We start from the raw sequence: 20,725 nt of genomic DNA, 5'->3' as shown, positions 1-20,725 counted from the left end.
TATGTTCCAAGAATTCCACGTCATAATATTCACCCACCCCAAGGATAAACCCCAAACAAAATCTGCTCAACAAAATTCCACGTATACTTCTTTAGATAAATTTTATGGCCTATATGTCCAGCCTTTTTTAGATGTTTTGGATTCGCTAACAAAAAGAACACCATATTTTCAACATCCCTTACCTCATATTCCACAGCCCACCCAATTTTCATGCTTTCAACAAGCTCAGCCAGTGCTGTCCCACGGGATACCAAAATTGGAGTCTTAACACTAGCAGCCTCAAATACCTTGTTGGGAAGACTCAATCGGATGTTTTCAAAACGCGGATCATAGATCGCAAAGGTTAGATGTGCTCTCTCAAGTTCAACAAATATTTGCTCATGGGGTATGAACCCCAAGAAATTCTTTCCCAGCTGTTTCTTCAAAATCTCTTCAACATCAACCCATCCCTTTCCCGCAACCCTGTAAGTTACGCCAAGGCGTTCCGCAATCTTAAGCATCTCCAGAAGAAATCTGTTTCCCGACAGTACTCCTCCGTAAAAAATCGTGAAAGTAGGATACTTCGGGAGATTTTTGAGATAATCTGGGTTAACTGTGTTTAAGATAACAAAAACATTCTTGTTGTTTCTTTGGACCACTTGTTTAACTTTCTGACTCGCAGTAAATACCAAATCTGCATTTTTCTGAAAATATGAATCCACATATCTCACAATCCGAGCAAGTTTCTCACCTGAGACCAGCTTGACCATGCTCTCATACAGATCGTGCACATCATACACCCACACCTTATTTTTCATCTTTTTGAGAATAAATCCCAGAATTGCAGTGTCAAAGTCATGGGTGTGTATAATGTCAAAGTCCATCTTCATTAACAAAAACAGAGAGCGCAGGTAAAACAGGAATAAACCCACAGTAAAGCACAGTGGAAGTCCATAGCAAGATTTAATGTGAATCCTGAGGATTTTTATTCCATTCATAGTCTCCATCTTGGGGTATTTTTCCTCCCTATCCCAGGCAATTATAGTAACATCATATCCAGCTTTCACGAGGCTGGATGCCTCTTTGTAGACTCGAGGATCCGGTTTGAAGGGATTACTGAGAGTCATCACAACCCGTTTCATACATTCTCCCCGATGATATTGGAGAGCTCACTACAATTTAAGTTTTTTTGGCATGACCCAATATGTTTCAGGTCAACTTCATATGGCCTCAAGGGCCATATCAATACAGACAATTTAAATATCGGAATAGTTTAACCAAGGTGAGGGATGAATATGAATAAACCCCATGTAATCATAATAGTCCTTGATACCCTCAGAAAGGACTACTCCAATGGGATAGAGGATAAACTGGTTAAGGAGTTCGGATTCACAGGATACGAGAACGCAATAGCCCCCTCACCATGGACTATCCCGAGTCATGCATCGATGTTCACTGGCCTCTACCCCCTCTATCACGGTGTGCACGAGGGCAAGAAGAGGAAAGTGCCTGACGTGAAGTTCAGGGAGGATGGGACGTACCTGCAAGAGGTTTTAGCTTCCCTCGGATATACGACCTACCTCTTCACTGCAAACTTCTTCATCGGGCCAGACTTTGGGATAAAGGGCTTTTCCGAATTCCACGACACGCTAAAACCCCTCATCGAGGATCGGGACAGAGAGGCGCTCAACAAGGTGCTCAAAAAGTATCAGCCCAAAAATGGGCTGGAGCTTGTCAAAGCCTTGATGAAAGATAAGGAGTTCGTCCTGCCTTTCAAAGTCCTTTGGAGAATCATAAGCAGATATGGAGAAGGATGGCCAAAGGACAAGGGTGCAAAAGTTACGAACGAGCTCCTTAAGGAACTCAACTTTAAGGCTCCATCCTACATCTTCATCAACCTGATGGAAGTCCACGAGCCATACTCCCTCTTTGAAGGGTTCACAGATGCCCCCGTGGTCAACAGACTCCTCGGGGAAGAGCCCGAGCTGGTGGAGAAGTGGAGGAAAGGGTATCCAGAACAGGTTAAATACCTTGAAAAAAGACTCGTGGAGATGCTCGGTATCCTTCAGGAAAAGGGGATACTCGAGAACTCCATAACCATAGTGACTAGCGACCACGGCCAGCTGCTCGGGGAATATGGGGGAAAGCTTGGGCACGGCGTTTTTCTCCATGACGAGCTTTTAAGAGTTCCCCTTCTCATCAGATTGCCCAATAAAGAGCCCCCCAAGGAGGAGAACGGATACATCAGCCTTGCAAGGATAAAGCCCCTAATTTTAAGCATTATTCAAGGCAAGGAGTTCAGCCTTACCTCAGAGTACACCATAGCGGAGAGCTTTGGCACCCACTATCCGTATCCAAATCTGGCGAAGGATAAAAAGGAGCTCGTCCAAGAGCTTGAGAAGTACAGGCTGAAGCTCTACCACAGGGATGGCACGGCTGTCTTCAACGTTGAGGACTGGTGCTTTGAAGAAATAAACGCGGAAAACGAAGAAGAGTTCAGGAATATCGCCAAAAAGCTCATAGTCAAACACCTAAGCCTCTTCGCAGGCAAGGGGGTGGCCAAGTGAGGCCAGCTGTTTCCATCGTTATCCCCACATATAACCGAAACAAGCTCTTAACGCGGGCCATTGAAAGCGTTCTAAGCCAGGGATTCGACGACTTCGAAGTTCTCGTAATAGACGGTGCGCGAAGCAATTCAACGAGGGAACTCGTACGCTCGTACGGGGATGGAAGGCTTCGCTACATTCCGCAGAGAGGAAAGGGGATAGCCGACGCGAGGAACCTCGGCGTTAAGAAAGCGCGGGGAGAGTACATAGCCTTTCTGGATGACGACGACCAGTGGCTTCCGGAAAAGCTCGGGCTCCAGATGGAGCTTTTTAAGAGCTTACCCTCCACATACGGCCTCATATACACGGCATTCAACTATTACTATCTCGAGAGAAACAAAATCCTTGGAACTAAAAAGCCAAAGGCTAGGGGTAACGTTTACCGTCACCTGCTGAAGGACAACATAACGGGAACGTCAACGATTATGGTGAGAAGGGAGTGCTTCAAACGGGCGGGCCTATTCAGAATGAGCTTCCCAACGTGCGAAGACTGGGATATGTGGCTCAGGATGTCAAGAGTATGTCTCTTCGAGGCAATAGACGAACCTCTCGTAAACTACTCCATCCATTCTGGCCAGTTCTCCTTTGCCAAATATCTGGCCGGCAGGTACAGAATGATAGAGGCGCATGGGGACATAAGGCATGACCCTCAAGTTTTGAGCTACCACCTTCTCCAGATAGGTATTCTAAAGCTGTTCAGCGGTGACAGAACGGGTGAAAAGGATGTACTCAGGGCCTTCAAGCTTAACCCCGCGATGACGGGCAATCTCCAAGATGTTCTCGGCTCTATTTTCGATGTGAGAACAAAGATATACATCCTGAAGTTCCTGGGCAGACTGTGAGTGCGATTACTTTTTAAACTCAGCTCGAAAACGCTTTATTAGGTGACTCAAATGAACAGCACGCTCACCATGATGATCATTGGCATCCTAGCATTTTGGGCCGTGCTCTACGCCCTCTTCGGGAGAAAATACGACGAAGAGAATGAAGAGGGCTTGGCTGTTGACCTTTTCATAGCTATGTGGCGAACAAAGAAACTGTTAGGCTTTATAGACAATCTCGCCCATAGATGGAAGCGCTTCTGGAGGGTTTATGGAGATATAGGAATAGCCCTCGGCTTCCTTGGCATGGCCTATGTCTTCTACGCCCTCCTAAAGACCGCGATGAATACGATACAGACCGGAGGCGAGCAGGCCGGAGTCCAGCTTGTGATACCAGGCATTACGATTCCCCTCTCATACGGCCTGATAGCCCTTGTAGTTGTCATGGTCGTCCACGAGCTGAGTCATGGAGTAGTCGCAAGGGCTGAAAATCTGCCCCTAAAGTCAGTCGGCTTGGTTCTTCTCGCCGTAATCCCCGGTGCCTTTGTTGAGCCCGACGAGGAGGCCCTTGAGAAAGCCCCACTGAGAACGAGGCTGAGGGTTTACGGCGCAGGCTCGCTCGCCAACATAGTGACGGCTCTGATAGCGGTTCTCATAATCAACTTCGCAATAACCCCGGTTCTCCAGCCGGCAGGAATACTCGTCTCTGGAGTCCTTGAAGACGGTCCCGCTTACGGCGTTCTCCAGCAGGGGGATGTAATAATCGCAATGGACGGTCAGCAGATCAAGGACATGGAGCAGTTCATTAATTTCATGAACACGACTAAGCCAGGCCAAGTGCTGACAATCACCGTATTGAGGGGCGGGAATGAAATAAACCTCCAGCTGAAGCTCGGAGCGCACCCGGATAACCCGGAAAGAGGTTATATTGGTATTTATCCAGCACCACACTACGTCTCAAAGGTAGGACACGAGAACATAATCTTTCCGCTGTTCTTCACGTTCTACTGGATATACGTGCTCAACCTTGGAATCGGCCTCATGAACCTCTTCCCACTCGTTCCATTGGACGGCGGCAGGATGCTCGATGATGTAGTCAAGACGTATCTGCCGGAAAATGTGGCCAAGCCCGTAAGGTACTTCACGATAGGAGTCGGATTGTTCCTCCTAGCGCTGAACCTGTGGCCGGCCTTAAGGGGTATTATGGGCTAAGATATCCTTATTTTACCTCCTTTTATCCGGAATTTATAAGCTCCCGGCTCAAAGTCAGGTAGTGGAGATTTTCTTATGATCATCTCTTCGTATTTCAGGTCACCAGAACGAAACTCGACAATATACTGACTGTACAATGCCAGCCAAGACATGTATCGTTTTGACACACGATCTTTGTTTAGCAACCAGATATTTATCGGTCGCTTCCTGTTTTCAGTTATTCTTGCAGTTTCTTTTAATGCAAAAATTTTCTGATTTAGGCGGATTGAAGTACGTTCCCCCATTAGAAATCCAAATCCGTCGGATGTTACTACTAAACCCACCGGCCTTCTGTCTTTTACATATTCCCTGAGCAGCTGCCTGTAAGCCGCAACATACTTTGGAATGAAGGTAGATACATCCGAATTTGGTAAGGTACGCACGTAACGATAAGGGTATCTCAACTGGTTATATGATGCAAAGATATCAATAACACCCAAATTTTCGCGTTCTCCCTCATGGTATATATCGATACCAGCAAAGTTTAGCTCCATGTTAAGAGCAGAAAGAGGGAGGACAGTATTTATTATTACCCCAAAATCACCCATGTCCATTCTATTTTTTAGAATTTTAGCACCCAGGATCCATCCGAGGGAATACGTATCATAAACTATCAACAAGACAGAGTCCTCTAAAAGCCCACCACCTATGAGTTTGTCAAACTTCTTTATACCAGTGCTCAGCATTCCCCCCACCAATACTTTTGTCGATTTAAACAATATTAATATTTCGTTAGGATAGATTCCAATGTGAATTTTTTTAAGCCCACTAGATTACCCACTTAGGGATAGCATGAGATGCTCTAAATGCGGGAGACCAGCCGTCTACCATGCACGCTACACGGGAAGGTACTACTGCAAGAAGCACTTCAACGAGATGGTAGAGAAGAAGTTTAAGGAGACCGTTAAGAAGTACAGACTCGTAGAGAAGGGTGAAAGGATAGCCGTTGGCGTGAGCGGCGGAAAGGACAGCGTTGTTCTTCTCCATCTCCTTGCTAAGCTCCAGAAAAAGTTCCCCTTCGAGCTGGTGGCGGTGACGATAGACGAGGGAATAGCCGGCTACCGTCCACCGAGCGTGGAGATAGCCAGAAGAAACGCGGAGAAGCTCGGTATAGAGCATCATATTTATTCGTTCAAGGAATACATAGGATTCACCCTCGACGAAACAGTTGAGATAATGGGAAGCTTTGAGAAGGGTGAAAGAGTCGGAGCCTGCTCCTACTGCGGAGTTTGGAGGAGGTGGCTTCTCAACCACGCGGCCAAAGAGGTGGAGGCTGATAAGTTAGCCGTCGGCCACAACCTCGACGATGAGGTTCAGATGTTCATAATGAACATACTTAGGGGAGACATTGCCCGCTTGGGCAGAACCGGGCCTTACTACGAAGAGATTCATCCTGAGCTTGTTCCAAGAATAAAGCCCCTCCGCGAGATTCCCGAGAAGGAGATAATACTCTACGCAGTGCTGAACGAGATTGAAGTCGATTTGAGCGAGTGCCCCTACGCTGTCGAAGCCTTCCGCGCCGAGATAAGGGACTGGATCAACGAGATGGAAGAGAAGCATCCAGGAACCAAGTACCAGATTCTCAGGAGCTACGACAAACTCTTCCCTCTCATAGCAAAAACCTATACCAAACGGACGAGCGAGCTTAACCGCTGCAAGATATGCGGCCAGCCGACAACGGGCGAGATATGCAAGGCCTGCCAGTTCAGGTTACAGGTAGAGAGAAAGGCTAGGGAAAAGGGGCTGACCTTCAGAATGGAATAGAAGAGGGTTCCTTCAGAGGCCTGCTTGATGTGCTCGAAGTTCTACAAGGTAATCGCCGATAGACCTAGAACTACAGTTAAAATAACGGAAACGGAGCAAAGGAAATAACAGAGTACCCAGCGACGTTGAAGAAGGTCCTCAGCGAGATTTAGACTCGTCCTCAGCTTTTCTAATCAGCTCTTTGGCCCTCTCAATGCGGTACTCCTCAATAAGGCGGAGGAACTTTTCAGTTTCCCTTTCGCGGTCTTCCTCCTCCCACTTCGCCAAGAGTTCCTCGATGGCCTTCTCCAGCCTTTCCCTCTCCACGACGGCAAACTCGTCAACCCTCTTGACGTCCAGCTCTTCAGAGGTGAAAAATGGTACGTGAGCTTCTCTGAGAATCTCAGCGACGGCTTGAGGCAGGGGCTTCTCGGTTATCAGCGCACGGATTTTCTTTTCGATCAGGGACTCCGCTATGGCTTTTCCAGCTCCAGCGGGATTAACTACGAAGAGGACGTCACCCCTCCTTATGCCTATCTCCCTCTCAAGCCTCTCGAGTTCGCGCCAACTGAGAACCTCCATGACCTTGAGCGGAACTGCACTTCCCCGTATCTCAACGACGTTCATCCGCTTAACTTGAGCCAAATCTCTGCTCAGCCTTTCAATTATCGCCTTGGCCTCTCTAAGTTCCCTCTCAAGCATCTCTATGCGCTTGACCTTAGCCTCAAGCTCCCTCTCGCGAAGAACCTTCCTTCTGACCTCCTCGTCATAGTCAACAAGCCTGCGCTCGAGCCGCCCTATCGTCTTCCTCTGCTCCTTTATGATTTCCCTCAGCTCAGCGTTTTCCCTCTCGAGGAACTCAATCCTCTTTTCAAGCTCGCGAATTCTCTTCAGGTATGGTTCGAGATCAACACTCGGCTTTTCCTCAGGCTTCTCCTCTTCCCTCTTTGGCCTCTCACGGATGGTTACGCGCTGCATAGCCTCGCCGAGGTTGTAGCCCTGAATCACAAGGGCCTTGACCTCATCCGCCTTTTTGATCAGCCCGGCTTCCCTCAGCTTCGCCTCTACATGCTCCAGCTTGGGCTTCAGGCGAAGGTAGGCCTTATAGGCTGCAGCCAAGGCGTCGCGCTGGTGGTCGTCTTCAACGCTTACACCGAGGTTTCTCAAAAGCTCGTTTTTCTCCTCCACGCGGAGGCTCTCCCTCGGGACGAAGAGCTGGGCCTTAAATGAGCGGGCTATCTTCTCGACGAAACCAGGGGCAGGATTAACATCGGTTGCCACTATTACCGGATGACCGACGTCGCTTATGAAGCGGAAGACCTCGCCGACAGGCATGTTCCTCTCGCTGTGGAGAGCTACTATGTTTCCGCTTAAATCGATAGCCGCTATTCCAACGGTTATTCCCGGATCTATGCCGACTATTATGCTTCTGCGCTCCTCTATGGCCCTCTCACTCTTCAGAGGAGCAAAACCCAGCTCGGCCCTCTCGACAGGGTAAATTCTAACCTCGACGTCGCCGCCGCGCATGGGTCTTATTAGGCCAGCCAGCTCTTCCCTGCTCGCGTAGACCTTAAACTCGCCCTTCGCCAGACCGTAGTCCTTCTCTTCAACTTCTAAATCAAAGGGAACGTCGGCCCTCCTCAGCCTGTCCTCTATCTCCCTAACCTTGTCTCTAACCAGGTTGTGGACACGCTTTCTATAGCGGTCCTGGCTCCAGCCGCCTTTCCCATGGCTCCTCCCCCGCGTCACCTTGATTATAACCTCGTCCTCAAAAGCCAAAACCTCATAACCTATTCCTTTCGAAGCTAGGAGAGCGCAGACTTTAGCTTCTTCGTAGGGGTCGAACTTGTCGGTTATCCTTATCCCATGCTCCCTCGCGAGGCCCCAGAGGGAGCGCTGTTCCCCAGGTCTCCCCGTCACCTGGACAAGCTTCGTTCCGCTGGGTAGTGCCCGGAGGAACTTTCTCAGGTCGTCACCCAGCTCGGTAACGCTGTCCATGGCAACCATATCCGGTCTCTTGCTCTGGATGAAGCGGATTAAGCGGTACAGAGTGAACTCACCCTTCCTCTCTACTCTACCGTTGAACCAGCTCACGACGGCAAACCTCTTTGGATGCTCGCTTATTATGTCAATTCCGAGGATTAGAATAGGCACCACCCTCAAAGGGTTTTGTAAAAAGTTAGAGGGGTGTCTTAAAAAGGTTATCAGGCTTTCAGCGAGGTTTTAATGATAACCTCATAGGCCTTCACTACCGTTTCTAAGGCCATTGAAGGCCTCGGCTTATCGAGGGCCTGCTCATGGATGAAAGGCACGTGGATGAAGCCGGCTTTGGTTTCCATTCCTGCGACGGCTATCGTATGGAGGACAGTGTACATAGCCGTGTTGCAGACGTAGGTTCCGGCGGTGTTTGAAACGGCCGCGGGTATCTTTGCTTCCCTCAAAGCCTTCACGATGGCCTTTATTGGAAGTGTGGCAAAGTATGCATCCGGTGCCCCCTCAAAAATCGGCTCGTCTTCCGGTGTGTATCCCTCATTGTCGGGCATCGTCGAGTCCATGACGTTTATTGCAACTCGCTCTACTGTGATGTTCGGTCTCCCGCCGGCCTGCCCGGTCAGAATGACCAGATCCGGCTTTGTCTCCACTATGAGCCTCGGCAGGAGCTCCCTAACGCCCCTGAAAGTAACTGGAAGCTGGCGCTTTATCAGCTCTGCACCGGCGATCTCGTCCGGCAGCCTCCTGACTGCCTCCCACGAGGGATTTATTTCCTCCCCACCAAAGGGCTCGAAACCAGTAATCAGCACCTTCATGATGACCACCGAAAAGGTTAGGTTTTTAGGTTTAAAAACACACTCAGCTTGAGGGATGAGAATGAGGTACGACGTTCTTATAATCGGTGGCGGACCCGTTGGCAATTATCTCGCTAACCTGCTCGCGAGGGACTTCAAAGTAGCGGTGGTGGAGAAGAAGGGCTCCTTCGGGGGAAAGGCCTGCACCGGGATAATAGGGGCAGAGAACTTCGAGAGGCTCGGTCTCCCGGAGGAGGCCATCCTCAACAAGCTCAGGGGAGCAGTCTTCTACTCCAGAATACAGAGCTTCGAGATAGAGAGAAAATCACCGCAGGCTTACCTTGTCGACAGGAAAATCCTTGAGAAGAGCCTCGCCGAGAGAGCCGTTAGGAGGGGAGCCGACTATTACATGAGCACAACTTTCTTAGGCTTCAAGAACGGAAGGGCAGTTCTTCAGAGGTTTGGCGAGAGGTTTGAGATCGAAGCTGGCTTCTACGTTGGTGCCGACGGCGTGAGCAGCACCGTGGCAAAAGCCATTAGAGCTCAGACAAAGGCGGAGTTCCTGAGCGGCTACGAGGTCGAGGTCGTTGGTGAGTTCAAGCCTGACTTCGTAGAGGTATGGGTGAACAAGGACATCAACGAGGAGTTTTTCTTCTGGGTGGCGCCGGTAAACGAGAGTCTGGCCAGAGTCGGAACCTTCGGAGGCCTTGAAGCACTCTACAAGTTCCTCAAGATCCGGATGCTCAAGCCGAACGCTGTGGTCGAGTTCAAGGCAGGAAGCGTCGGTTTTGGCGTGAGAAAGCCCTGGATAAGGGGGAATGTGGCGCTTATAGGCGATGCGGCACTTCAGATAAAGCCCACGACGGCGGGAGGAATAGTCTTCGGGATGATCTGCGCCCACGCCCTTAGAAGCGCCCTTCTCGAAGGCAGGCCCGAGGAATATGAAAAGCTGTGCAAGAACATAAAGAGACAGATATCCTTTGGGCTTCGCTTCAGGAAAGTCTTCAGGGGCCTGAGTCAGGACGACATCGAAAAGATTTTTGAGGTTCTCGGAAGTGAGGAAGCAAGGGAGGTAATAGAGAGTCAAGCTGACTTCGATGACCATGTTAAGACCACCAAAGCCATACTTAGAAGGCCAAAGCTCCTTGCGAAGCTCCTGAGGATAAGCCCGAGCATCGTCAGGTACCTCGTGTGAGGTGGGAGTATGGTAACGTGGAGAATGGGTCTTCAGGAGGAGTACCTCAAGGCGATAGCCGAGGGCAGGAAGAAGGTCGAGGGAAGGCTCTACGACGAGAAGAGGCAGGGGATAAAGCCGGGCGATACGATAATCTTCGAGAACAAGCTCATGGTGGTCGTGAAGGACATCAGGGTTTACTCCTCCTTCAGAGAGATGCTGGGGAAGGAGGGTCTTGAGAACGTCTTACCAGGGGTAAAGAGCATCGAGGAAGGTGTGAAGGTTTACAGAAAGTTCTACAGCGAGGATAAGGAGAAGAAGTACGGTGTTGCGGCGATAGAGGTAGAGCCTGTTGGGTGGGTTGGGGAAGAGAATCCATAACCCATGAGGAGCACATCAATCCAAAATTTCTTTTAGAACTTCACAAACAGGAAAAGAAAGGAGAAACCTCAGAGGTACCTCTCCTTCACCCAGCGGACGAAGTACTCCGGGTTCAGCTCCTCTCCGATGGCCTTCTTTAAGAGATCCTTCGGTGGGTAGATGCTGCCCCAGCGGTGTATCTTTTCCCTCAGCCAGGCCTTGATGGGCTCGAACTCGGCTCTGGCAACCTTCTCCTCGAAGTCCGGAATGTCCCTCTTCATGTGGTAGTATATCTGCGCTGAAAGGAGCGTTCCGATGCTGTAGGTCGGGAAGTAGCCGACCGTCCCGTGGGCCCAGTGGATGTCCTGGAGTATTCCCTCGGCGTAGGTCTTGGGCCTTATGCCGAGGAGCCTCTCCATCTCCTCGTTCCAGAGCTCAGGGAGATCTTTCGCCTTGACGCCCTCGTTGAGCATCATCCTCTCGAGCTTGAAGCGAAGGAGTATGTGGAAGTTGTAGGTTACAACATCAGACTCTGTCCTGATGAAGTCCGGCCTGACCATGTTGAAGTAGAGGTAAACATCCTCGGGCGTGTAGTTGGCCATGAACGGCAGGTTTTCCTTGAGCACTGGGTGAATCAGCTCGGCGAACTCCCTGCTCCTTCCGATTACGTTCTCCCAGAACCTGCTCTGGCTCTCATGGATTCCAAGGGAGACACCTCCAGCGATCGGACTGAACATGAAGCGCTCATCCTGCTGGAGCTCGTAGAGGGCATGACCGAACTCGTGGACAGTGCTCAGTATGGTCCTCCTAAAGTCGTAGCCCTCGTATCTGGTCGTTATCCTGACGTCCCTTATGCCAAACTCCGTGGTGAACGGATGGGCCGAGACGTCAAGCCTCGAGCGGACGCCGAGCGGAAAGCCGAACTTCTCCAAAATCCAGAGGTTAACGCGCTCCATCTGCTCCCTCTTGTACTTCTCCTTTTCGAGCGGGTGGCTCTGCGGAACCTTTCCCTCGTCCATTATCTTTTCGAGGAGCGGTTTGAGCTCCTTCTCCAGCTTTTTGAACATTCTTTCGACGTCTCTTGTGGTTGTCCCCTCCTCAAAGAGATCGAGCAGGGCATCGTAAGGCTCGTCCTCGTAGCCGAGGTAGTCAGCGGCCCTCTTGGCGAGGTCTATGATTCTGTCGAGCCAAGGCTCGAACTTGGAGTAGTCGTTGGTTCTTTTAGCCTCTTCCCATGCTTTCGTTGCCTGGCTCGTTACCTCGCTCATCTCCCTGAGGAACTCAGGTGGGAAGGACTTGCTTATCCTGATTGAGCGGTCGAGGACGCGAACGACGCCGCGCTCGTACTCGTTGAGGTCTTCGATTCCCTTCGCCTTCTCGACGAGCTCGACGAACTCGGGCTTGAGGAGGAACTCCTGGCTGAGAACGCTCAGCTCACCCTGGGCAACGGAGCGCTCGAATATGCCCTCTCTAGGCATGTTAACCTCCATGTCCCAGCCAAGGACGCTCCGGGCGTGGCTAATGGCCCAGATGCGCCTATACTTGGCGAGAATCTGCTTGATGGTTTCGTTCTGGAAAACTTCCTCCATAGCAACCACCCCACTCTCTTTGATTCAGCATTGGAATTAGGCTCTTTTAATCTTTTCGATGAACATCTGAACGGAGGGGTAGAAATCGATTACTCAACCGGAAATCGCTTAAAGACCGGTTCATAATGATGGCCAAAATAAAAGACGGTGATGAGGATGGACCTCGTCGTGCTCGGTCATGTCTCAATAGATCATCTCAGGTTTCCGGGCAAGGAAGAGATACTCCTTCCGGGAGGAGCTGCAACGGCAGTGGCGACTTCTGCGGCTCTAGCAGGGGCCAAGGTGGGCCTCGTTACCAAGGTGGGCGAGGATTTCCCGGGAGAGTGGCTGGAGAAACTCTCATCGATCCTTGACGTTAGAGGCGTTCAGGTTCTCCCGGGAAGGACGATACATATCTACATGATATACCATGAGGACGGAAGCGTGGATGCACCCGTTGACATGGGAGTTGCCCAGGCCATGGGGGAGACACCCATTCCCGAAGAATATCTCAAAGCCAAACTCTTCCACATAGCTCCCATTCCCCCAGGGGAACAACTGAAAGCCATCAAAAGGCTCGAAGGGAAAAGGATAAGCATTGACTTCAACCCGACCTACATGGAGGACTACAAGAGGAAAACCAAACTTATGAAGGAGATAGTCTCGCGCGTTGAGGTTATCTTCCCCAACGAGAGGGAGGCGTTAACGATAACGAAAGCCGAGACCGCGGAGGAAGCCGCAAAGATTCTCCACGACTGGGGCGCGAAGCTGGTGGTCATCACAAGGAGCGAGAGGGGAGTTTTAATCTACGATGGAACCTTCAAAGAGTTCCCGGCACTCCCAATAAGTCCCGAGGAGATAGTGGATCCGACCGGGGCTGGAGATGCATTCGCGGGTGGCTTCCTGGCGGGATACTCTAAGGGAGCACCGCTCGAGGAGTGCGTTAGAACGGGTCTCGAGAGAGCCCGCGAGATCCTCAAAAAGATGGGGAGCTGGAGCATAGAGGTTTAGCTCTCAGCAACGGCCTTCGCGAAGACGTACAGTGCTATGAGCAGGAAAGCGGCCAAGGCAGTAACCTCGAGCCTCGGAAGGGCAGGGGAGATGCTCTCCATGAGGAGATAAGTTGGAAAAGCCAGCACCACCGCAGCTAAGACGACGAAGTAATGCTCCTTTGGAGCCCTCTCCCTGTCGAGGTAGCCCATCTCGATGGCCAGAAGGGTTAGGGCTATTATCGCGAGGCCGTAAAGTCCGCCGGTGCGTGTGTATATCAGGAATACCCCAACGGTCACGAGAAAGAGGGAGCCGATGAAGTACCACTGGATTCCCATAAGGCCAAGGGGGATCAGGAAGAGGATCCTGCCGTCAATCCTCGCCAGCAGCGCAAAGAGGAGAGCCAATGGAATCACTGAAAAGAGCCGCCTCTTTATCTTCATAGGCTTATCACCTCTGCTATCGCAGACTTGAGGGGCTTCCTGACGTCCCAATCGATTATTATTCCATAGGCTGCCATCTTCCTCAGCATGGCCTTTCTCTGAAGGCTGAGAAGCTTTAATGCGAGCTCCTCTTCCCTGCTCTTCGGCTCGAGGGCCGTGTATGGGTTGGGACTTATGACAACGACGTTGTAGCCGTACCTCGCCATGGTTTTAAGCGCCTCCCTGCTCTCTTCTGCCAGGAGGGGCGAGAAGTATAGCAGCTGAGCCCTCGCCGGAAAGCGGGACTTTATGAGATGCTCAACCTGGTAGGCAATCAGGTTGTTCTTGTCCGGCTTTGCAGTGCTGAGAAAATCAACACACTTGAAGAAGTGCCTCTTTCCGTAGTCTATCCGGACCCAGAGGGGGACTTCTTCAGCTAAGAGCAAACCGAAGCTCGTGCCGTTGTTAAGGGCGTCGAGCATGAGCGAGGCAGCAGCACGGACGAGATAGTCAAAGACGAGCTCTCCCGTGTAGGAGGAATCGACGATGAAGACGACGTCCACCTTCCTCTCGCTCTCGTACTCGTTGGCCATTATCCTTCCAGTCCTTGCGGTGGCCTTCCAGTTGATTATCTTGAGCGGGTCACCGGGCTGGTACTCCCTTATAGCGTGGAACTCGACACCTTCGCCGACCCTTGGCGATGGCAGTGGACCGACGGTTATCTTCGTTCCCCTCGTGGAGTATGGGGTGGGGACGTCCTCTATGATGGGGACGCCAACGATTTCAGTGTAGAGTTCAATCTTCTTATCAACCTTGAAAAAGCCGAAGGGATCACGGTAGCTGAGACCGACCCAGTTGAACTCGTGGATACCCCTCTTTACCCTAACTCTATATCTCAGGATTCTCTCCTCACCCTTCTTTAGGGAAATCACATACTCCTTGCTACCCTCTACAAGCTCAAGCCCTTCTGGTATGTTCTCCACAAGCTTAAGGCTCGGAATCCTCTCGCGGGACTTTATCCTGAGCTGGATTTCGACTTCGGTGCCCTCCAGAAAACGATTGTGGGGAATAATACGCTCTATCTCAACGTTCAGGCTGGGCTTGAAGAAGAAAACGGCTATGAAGAGCAGCCAGAGGATTGGAAGAGTAAGGTAAACCATCTCCCAGCGGAGCAAGAGAAAGGCAAAGAGGACAATGAGCCACAGGGCTATCAGTATCTCCTCGGCTTTCTCGGTGGGCATCATTCTCCCAGCTAGTCCTGCAGGCTTTTCCCTTCCCTTAACGTTCGTCGGGGTCCGGAGTATGACCTCACCGCTCTCGGCCACTCTTCCACCTCACTCGAACTTGGGAACGGGAACGCGCTCAAGGAGCTTCTCCATGATGCTCTCCTGGCTGACCTTGGTGTACCAGAGCTCGCGCTTGAGGATGAGCCTGTGGCTCAGGGCAGGAACGGCTATCGCTTTAACATCGTCGGGAATCACGTAGTCCCTGCCCTCGAGTGCGGCATAGGCGCGGGAGAGCTTGAGGAGGGCGAGACTTCCCCTCGGAGAGGCACCGACCTCTATCTCCCTTCTGTCCTCCCGGGTGGCGATGACGATATCCGTTATGTACTCAAGGATGGCGTCGCTGACGTAGACATCCTCGATTGCCCTCTGCATCTCCACGACTTCCTCAGGAGTAAGGATGGAGTTTATGTCTACTTCCTCCTTCTTTCTGGCCATTCTCCTGCGGAGTATCTCGATCTCCTCGTCCTTGCTCGGGTAACCGACGCGGAGCCTAACCAGAAACCTGTCGAGCTGGGCCTCTGGCAGGGGATAGGTTCCCTCCTGCTCTATTGGGTTCTGGGTGGCTATAACTATGAAGGGCTTGGACAGCTCGTAGGTCTTACCCTCCACTGTAACCTGTCTCTCCTGCATTGCCTCAAGGAGCGCACTCTGGGTCTTCGGTGGGGCACGGTTTATCTCGTCAGCGAGAAGGATGTTGGTGAATACTGGCCCCTTCTTGAACTCGAACTCAAGCGTTTTCTGGTCGAAGACGCTCACGCCAAGAATGTCACTCGGAAGTAGATCTGGAGTGAACTGAACGCGCTTGAAATCAAGACCCAAAGCCTTGGCGAAGCTCTTCGCCATCAGGGTCTTTGCGAGACCCGGAAGATCCTCGAGCAGTACGTGGCCATCAGCGAGTATCGTTGTCAGGATTAACTTGAGCACCTCGTCCTTTCCTACTATGGCCCTCTTGACCTCTTCCAAGACCAGATTACCCTTCAGGCTTACCTCTTCTACCTTCATTTAGATCAGCCTCCACAATCTTGAGTGCCTTTTCAAGGTTGTCAAGAAAGTCCCGCTCCGAGCGAAGAGCCTTCAATGCCTCGTTCGGCTTGGAGAGGAGTGAGCGGTAGGTTGAGTTGTAATCGTCGGAAAGGGTCGCGTAGATGTCTATTATCTTCTCCTCCACAAGAGAGCGGGCGACTTTACCAGTTTTGGCCTTGTCTATGAGGGCGATGGTTCTGTCGACGTCTGTCTTTCTTTTCACCTGCATCGAACGTCTCAGCCTGGGTCTCGCCACTCGTATCTCTATGCCAAAGAGAAAGAACGCCAGAAAGATCCCAAGGAAGAGAACCGCTAACCATCTGACCATGTACGAACCCGCAATTGTAGCTATAAGCAACAGAACGGCACCGACGATGACCACGGCTTTATGTAGCCCCATTCAACGCACCCCGCATCTTTCTGTAAAGCTCGAGGGCTTTCTCCGCATCGTCCCATGTAACCTTCTCGGGGGCATACTTTGCCTTTTCAAAGAGCTTCGTTAAACCAACGAACGGCTCTTTGAATAGGGACACGTTCACGTTCCTCGCGTGCTCCCAGTGGGTCCAACTCTTCCTATACGGTATTCCCAAGACTTCGAGCCAGAGGACGGCGTTCTTGTATATACCAACAACAGCCTCCTTCGGGTCGCTGAACATGTCGAGGCCGAGCTCATCGAGCTTTTTATCGAACAGCTCTGCCCTCTCGCACATCTTCTTCCTTTTCCTCTTCCTGAGGGCCTCACGGTAGTAGACAACGGCAAAGTAAACCGCTCCCACTATGAAGATCGCGACGAAGGCGTAGAGCAGATAGTTAGTCTGAGGAGAAACCGTTGGGGTTGTGTTTGCGAAGGTGTTGTTGTAGTAAAGGGGAGACGGTGGGGTTACTGTCTCACCGATGGAGGTGTTGTTGAGGGTCTCGTTGAAGGATATGTTAGGAAACAAGGGCAGCGTTTTTTGGTTTCTACCGAAGTATACGTACCCCAGGGCCCCAATCCCCATCACGATCCAGGAAATCACGTACCGGAGCTTGTCGACCTCAAACTCTCTCCTGGAAGTTGAATCGCGCCAGCTGAGAAAGAGAAGGAAGAGAATTACCGCCGAAACTATAGCGGCGGCAATTACCAGAAAGCCTGTGAACGGGGCGGGGCTTTTTTTCAGCTCTCCGGTTTTAGTATCGTAGCTCAACAGAAGTGTCATCAATGAAAATAGCAGTCCAAAGAGGGTTAGAAATTTTACCCTAGTGGACATTTTTATCGGGTGTAGTATGGAGGGCAGGTTTAAAAACTTTTACCCCCAGGTAAAGGTCAGGTGATATGTATGGAGAAGATGCCAAAGCTTTACGTTGAAGTCCCCAAAGAGGGGTGTATCGAAAACAACAAGGCTTCGAGGGACTGTCTCATCATAATGAACAACGTTGAGGTATGGCTGAGGAAAGGTGAGAGTGTTCCAGAGTTCATCGACGTCGAGAAGGCCAAGTTCCTCGCCAAAGAAGTCTACGACAGGTTCTACCTTCACGTGGACAGACTCAAGGGCAGGATGGAGGTGGATGCCGTCCTTGTGCTCCCAGACGGGAGGACAAGAATATACCTAAGGAAAGGCGACGAGCTTCTCCTTCTCCCGGTCGAGGGCTACACTAAAACCCTCATAGCCAACGTGGGCAATCGCGTCAGAACCGGTGACGCCTTCGCAGCGGTAACGACAAAGAAGGGCGAAGTCCACTATCTCAAGCCTCCCAAGACAGGAACGGTTGTCTTCATTGACGAAATAACCAATAGACCGCACTACGTCTACTACATTCTTCCGGAAGAGTAGTCCCCACCTTTGTCTAAATTTTTAGACGTTGGTAGGGATTCACTCTTTCATCCCAGCTATCATGGCGTCTATGCTCGACTTAAGGGCAAGTTTTATGCCGTCCATTGGATCCAGACCTTTGATGGTTCTCGTATTGTTTGCGCTTGTTATTATGAGAGACCACTGGAAGATACCATCTTTGAGGAGCCGGCTCTGAAACATGGCTATAAACTTCTGCCCATCCTTCGAGACCTCAAGGATCTCAATGTCTGTGTCTCCGAGCTTTGTGGCGTAAACCTCCTTGATCTGGAGGTCCTTATACTCCTCCCGGAGTCTATCTGAAAGACATCCCATTTCGTATACCTCAACCTTAGAATTAGCTTGTTATTCTTCTATATATTACCTCGCTTCGTTAATAGAAATCGTTATAAGGGCGTGCGTCCACTCCTACTGAAACACTTTTGGAGTTGAAGGAAATGAAAGTAGAAGTTGGAGATTTTGTGGTGTTCAACTACATCGGAAGATTTGAGGATGGAGAAATTTTTGACACGAGTTACGAGGATATCGCAAAGGAGAACGAGATATACGTGGAGGAGAGGGAATACGGGCCCCTCGGAGTTAACGTTGGCGTTGGTGAGATAATACCCGGTCTTGACGAGGCACTTATCGGAATGGGGATTGGTGAGAAGAAGACCATCACCATACCACCCGAAAAAGGCTACGGCATGCCAAACCCGGAACTAATCATTGAGGTACCCATAGCCGACTTCTCAAGCGTTGGCATAGAGCCCATCGAGGGTATGTACGTAATGACCGATTCAGGAATAGCCAAGATAGCAAAGGTTGGATCGGATAACGTTACCCTCGACTTCAACCACCCGCTCGCGGGCAAGACCCTTGTCTTTGAGGTCGAGATAGTGGACATACAAAAGGTTAAAGAATCAGAGGCCTCCGATCTGGAAGTTTGATGCTCCTTGGAATATTACAACGCCCATTACCACAAGCAGCAGGCTGTATTTAAGGCCTGCTGAGAACTTTCCTTCTCTTATAACGCCAATTCCAAGGCCAGAGACTATCGCCTGTAGAACGACAAAGCCAAGAAGTATTGTTTTTATAGTGTCTATTGGGAATGTAATTTCTCCAGTGCTCATGGCTCCCATGACCTGAGAGACTATGCCAAGGATTAGGGGGCCTATGAATCCACTCGTGACTATGAAAAACATCACCTGCATCCCTGTTGAGGCCTTGCGCTCCTTTTTGATTCTGAGTATTTCTCTGACGTCGTTTCCAACGAAGACAAGGATATCACTCATAGGGGCACCCCTTTCAATGGCCTCAATGATAATCATCATGGATCTGTAGATAACAGTAGACTTCCTGTTCCTTATGGCAAACGCTCTGAGGGCTTCGACAGTTGAACGGCCCTTCTTTATCTCGGCAACAGTTTTCTTGAACTCCTCTGTTAGTGCACCAAACTTGGCCGTAGTGAGCTCTTCAAGTGCCTCAGAGAAGGATATACCCGCCCTGAGGGAGCTTGCCAGATAGAAAAATGCATCCGGAAGCATCTTCTCCATTTCCTCAATACGCTTGGTTATTTTCCAGTAGGGATAGCCAAAGGCCATGCCAAGAAACAGCGCCAAGAACGCGGCGAGTGCATAGAGTTTAGTAAGGAACAAATCAACCACGAGGGCTCCAATTATCCCTACAAGGAAAGACACAACGAGATACTCGACAGCCAGAAAGTTTATTCCAGCGGAGTATATGAAAACTTCATAGCGCTTTAACCACATCTTTGGAATAAGCCGTTCAATAAGTCGTGTTGAAAGTGATGACAGTCTTCGGGGCATCTTTTTCACCTCGGCTCTCCCTTCTTAATCATATTGACTATGATGAACGACAGTGCCGGAAATGCAAACAGCAAAATCACTGCAAGGGTCTCAGGCGGCATTATGAGCGACTGTGCCATTACTGACCCCGCTAGGATTCCGACGACGAACATCGTTGGCATGACTATGGTTATGAACATGTAAATGAAGGCTATACCGTTGACCCTCTGAACATACTCTATCAGCTTCATCCTGTACTCAAAGGCGAAATCTTCTGCCATCTTGTAGAGGACTTCCGATAGGTTTCCACCAAACTTCACAGCTCTAAGGATCTGTTTAACAACCCTGCTCACATTTTCTGAACTCATCTTCTCGTCGAACTTCGTTAAAGCCTCTTCAAAGGAGGAACCTGTTCTCATGTCTCTGAGTATGAGCTCAAACTCCTCAGAGATGACACCGTAATCGGCACGTGCAACTGATAGTATTGCCTCGGATATACCAACTCCCGCACTAAGGAGTGATGCCATGTGTCTAAGCGCATACGGCATCGCTCTCTCAACCTCGACGACCCTGCGTTTCCACATCATTTTAGGATACTGCCTCATGTATATGAAGCCACCAATGAAACCAAGAATGCCAATTAAAATGGATGTATCTATCGGCATGTAAATGAGGTATGAGAAGAGGAACCCAAAAATACCCGAGAATATTGCAACACTAAGCATGAGGGCAACGTACTTATCCTTGGGCATCAAAATGCTGGCCCTGTATAGATCCTGATCAAGGCCTTTAAAGAAGCCTGTGAGCGACTCTATTGGGCCTCTAAAATAGCGGAGCATTGTTTCTGCGAGCCTCTCCGAGAATGGTTTTTGGATCTCCTGTTTTCTCCATTCGAGAATTTCTTCTATTTCTTTTTCCTTGTCTACTGCCTCTGTCCTTTCCTTTTCAATCTCTTTTTGAAGCTCCTTAAGGGCCCTCAACCTTTCCTGAACGCTTTTACCTTTTGGGATTCTTCTAATAGGCTTTTCAGTTACTTCAATGGTCTTTCCACCTAGTCGCTCCAAAAAGTCTGAGAACGCTTTAACGATGTCCACGATTAT

General features: G+C 50.3%; 22 protein-coding genes. 9 read left to right on the top strand and 13 right to left on the bottom strand.

Annotated elements, in window-relative coordinates; translation table 11 throughout:
• Positions 1–29 precede the first annotated feature (29 nt).
• On the bottom strand, positions 30–1,121 hold the full coding sequence (locus TON_RS10150; RefSeq protein ID WP_012572659.1) for a glycosyltransferase family 4 protein: 1,092 nt from the start codon (positions 1,119–1,121) through the stop codon (positions 30–32).
• A gap of 147 nt (positions 1,122–1,268) precedes the next feature.
• Between TON_RS10150 and TON_RS08655 the strand changes: the two genes are divergently transcribed.
• From TON_RS08655 to TON_RS08645, 3 genes are read left to right on the top strand one after another with little or no spacing between them, the layout of a single operon-like run.
• Positions 1,269–2,546 (top strand): sulfatase-like hydrolase/transferase, encoded by a 1,278-nt coding sequence (locus tag TON_RS08655; protein WP_052289029.1) that lies wholly within the window; start codon positions 1,269–1,271, stop codon positions 2,544–2,546.
• On the top strand, positions 2,543–3,427 hold the full coding sequence (locus TON_RS08650) for a glycosyltransferase (RefSeq protein WP_012572657.1): 885 nt from the start codon (positions 2,543–2,545) through the stop codon (positions 3,425–3,427). Before TON_RS08655 ends, TON_RS08650 begins: the two co-directional genes overlap by 4 nt.
• A 51-nt stretch (positions 3,428–3,478) precedes the next feature.
• Positions 3,479–4,618, top strand: coding sequence for a site-2 protease family protein (locus tag TON_RS08645; protein ID WP_012572656.1), 1,140 nt, complete (start codon positions 3,479–3,481; stop codon positions 4,616–4,618).
• Here TON_RS08645 and TON_RS08640 read toward each other — a convergent pair.
• A complete protein-coding gene (locus TON_RS08640) occupies positions 4,615–5,343 on the bottom strand; it encodes a hypothetical protein (RefSeq protein WP_012572655.1) in 729 nt (242 codons plus the stop codon). The two genes, TON_RS08645 and TON_RS08640, sit on opposite strands and share 4 nt — an antisense overlap.
• Before the next feature lie 106 nt (positions 5,344–5,449).
• Here TON_RS08640 and TON_RS08635 point away from each other — a divergent pair, with 106 nt between their 5' ends.
• Positions 5,450–6,421, top strand: a complete 972-nt coding sequence (locus TON_RS08635; protein ID WP_012572654.1) for a TIGR00269 family protein — start codon at positions 5,450–5,452, stop codon at positions 6,419–6,421.
• Positions 6,422–6,559: 138 nt separating this feature from the next.
• Here TON_RS08635 and TON_RS08630 read toward each other — a convergent pair whose 3' ends face one another.
• Positions 6,560–8,554 (bottom strand): DUF460 domain-containing protein, encoded by a 1,995-nt coding sequence (locus TON_RS08630; RefSeq protein WP_048055111.1) that lies wholly within the window; start codon positions 8,552–8,554, stop codon positions 6,560–6,562.
• A gap of 50 nt (positions 8,555–8,604) precedes the next feature.
• Positions 8,605–9,207, bottom strand: coding sequence for a pyroglutamyl-peptidase I (pcp, locus tag TON_RS08625; protein WP_012572652.1), 603 nt, complete (start codon positions 9,205–9,207; stop codon positions 8,605–8,607).
• Between the two features lie 61 nt (positions 9,208–9,268).
• Here pcp and TON_RS08620 point away from each other — a divergent pair, with 61 nt between their 5' ends.
• Both TON_RS08620 and TON_RS08615 read left to right on the top strand, forming a co-directional pair.
• Positions 9,269–10,381, top strand: a complete 1,113-nt coding sequence (locus tag TON_RS08620) for a geranylgeranyl reductase family protein (protein ID WP_012572651.1) — start codon at positions 9,269–9,271, stop codon at positions 10,379–10,381.
• Positions 10,382–10,390: 9 nt separating this feature from the next.
• A complete protein-coding gene (locus tag TON_RS08615) occupies positions 10,391–10,741 on the top strand; it encodes an ASCH domain-containing protein (protein ID WP_012572650.1) in 351 nt (116 codons plus the stop codon).
• Between the two features lie 68 nt (positions 10,742–10,809).
• Here the strand turns inward: TON_RS08615 and TON_RS08610 are convergent, their stop codons facing one another.
• Positions 10,810–12,309, bottom strand: a complete 1,500-nt coding sequence (locus TON_RS08610) for a carboxypeptidase M32 (protein WP_012572649.1) — start codon at positions 12,307–12,309, stop codon at positions 10,810–10,812.
• Between the two features lie 150 nt (positions 12,310–12,459).
• Here TON_RS08610 and TON_RS08605 point away from each other — a divergent pair, with 150 nt between their 5' ends.
• A complete protein-coding gene (locus tag TON_RS08605; RefSeq protein WP_048055110.1) occupies positions 12,460–13,299 on the top strand; it encodes a carbohydrate kinase family protein in 840 nt (279 codons plus the stop codon).
• Here the strand turns inward: TON_RS08605 and TON_RS08600 are convergent.
• The 5 genes from TON_RS08600 to TON_RS08580 all read right to left on the bottom strand — a co-directional run bounded on the left by TON_RS08600 (position 13,296) and on the right by TON_RS08580 (position 17,256).
• The gene (locus TON_RS08600) at positions 13,296–13,721 is read right to left on the bottom strand and encodes a hypothetical protein (RefSeq protein WP_012572647.1); all 426 of its coding nucleotides are present in this window, start codon (positions 13,719–13,721) and stop codon (positions 13,296–13,298) included. The two genes, TON_RS08605 and TON_RS08600, sit on opposite strands and share 4 nt — an antisense overlap.
• Positions 13,718–14,944, bottom strand: a complete 1,227-nt coding sequence (locus TON_RS08595; protein WP_048055188.1) for a DUF58 domain-containing protein — start codon at positions 14,942–14,944, stop codon at positions 13,718–13,720. The genes TON_RS08600 and TON_RS08595 overlap by 4 nt, the downstream gene beginning before the upstream one ends.
• A 90-nt stretch (positions 14,945–15,034) precedes the next feature.
• Positions 15,035–15,988 carry an AAA family ATPase gene (locus TON_RS08590; protein ID WP_012572645.1) on the bottom strand — a complete coding sequence of 318 codons (954 nt, stop codon included), beginning with the start codon at positions 15,986–15,988 and terminating at the stop codon, positions 15,035–15,037.
• Positions 15,957–16,409, bottom strand: coding sequence for a hypothetical protein (locus TON_RS08585; protein WP_012572644.1), 453 nt, complete (start codon positions 16,407–16,409; stop codon positions 15,957–15,959). Before TON_RS08585 ends, TON_RS08590 begins: the two co-directional genes overlap by 32 nt.
• Positions 16,396–17,256 carry a DUF4129 domain-containing protein gene (locus TON_RS08580; RefSeq protein ID WP_012572643.1) on the bottom strand — a complete coding sequence of 287 codons (861 nt, stop codon included), beginning with the start codon at positions 17,254–17,256 and terminating at the stop codon, positions 16,396–16,398. The genes TON_RS08585 and TON_RS08580 overlap by 14 nt, the downstream gene beginning before the upstream one ends.
• Positions 17,257–17,325: 69 nt before the next feature.
• Between TON_RS08580 and TON_RS08575 the strand changes: the two genes are divergently transcribed.
• Entirely contained in the window at positions 17,326–17,820 is a 495-nt protein-coding gene (locus TON_RS08575) for a DUF2118 family protein (RefSeq protein WP_012572642.1), read from the top strand.
• A 39-nt stretch (positions 17,821–17,859) separates the two neighbouring features.
• Here TON_RS08575 and TON_RS08570 read toward each other — a convergent pair whose 3' ends face one another.
• Positions 17,860–18,153: a hypothetical protein gene (locus tag TON_RS08570; protein ID WP_012572641.1), complete on the bottom strand. Its 294-nt coding sequence runs from the start codon at positions 18,151–18,153 to the stop codon at positions 17,860–17,862.
• Positions 18,154–18,275: 122 nt separating this feature from the next.
• On the opposite strand from TON_RS08570, the gene TON_RS08565 reads away from it, so the two are divergent.
• Entirely contained in the window at positions 18,276–18,767 is a 492-nt protein-coding gene (locus TON_RS08565) for an FKBP-type peptidyl-prolyl cis-trans isomerase (RefSeq protein WP_012572640.1), read from the top strand.
• Here TON_RS08565 and TON_RS08560 read toward each other — a convergent pair.
• Both TON_RS08560 and TON_RS08555 read right to left on the bottom strand, forming a co-directional pair.
• Positions 18,741–19,646 (bottom strand): type II secretion system F family protein, encoded by a 906-nt coding sequence (locus tag TON_RS08560; RefSeq protein ID WP_048055109.1) that lies wholly within the window; start codon positions 19,644–19,646, stop codon positions 18,741–18,743. The two genes, TON_RS08565 and TON_RS08560, sit on opposite strands and share 27 nt — an antisense overlap.
• A 5-nt stretch (positions 19,647–19,651) precedes the next feature.
• Positions 19,652–20,719: a type II secretion system F family protein gene (locus TON_RS08555; protein ID WP_012572638.1), complete on the bottom strand. Its 1,068-nt coding sequence runs from the start codon at positions 20,717–20,719 to the stop codon at positions 19,652–19,654.
• Positions 20,720–20,725: the final 6 nt, after the last annotated feature.

The sequence above is a fragment of the Thermococcus onnurineus NA1 genome (assembly GCF_000018365.1).
Classification (GTDB): domain Archaea; phylum Methanobacteriota_B; class Thermococci; order Thermococcales; family Thermococcaceae; genus Thermococcus; species Thermococcus onnurineus.
This window is presented reverse-complemented; position numbering and strand designations above follow the sequence as displayed.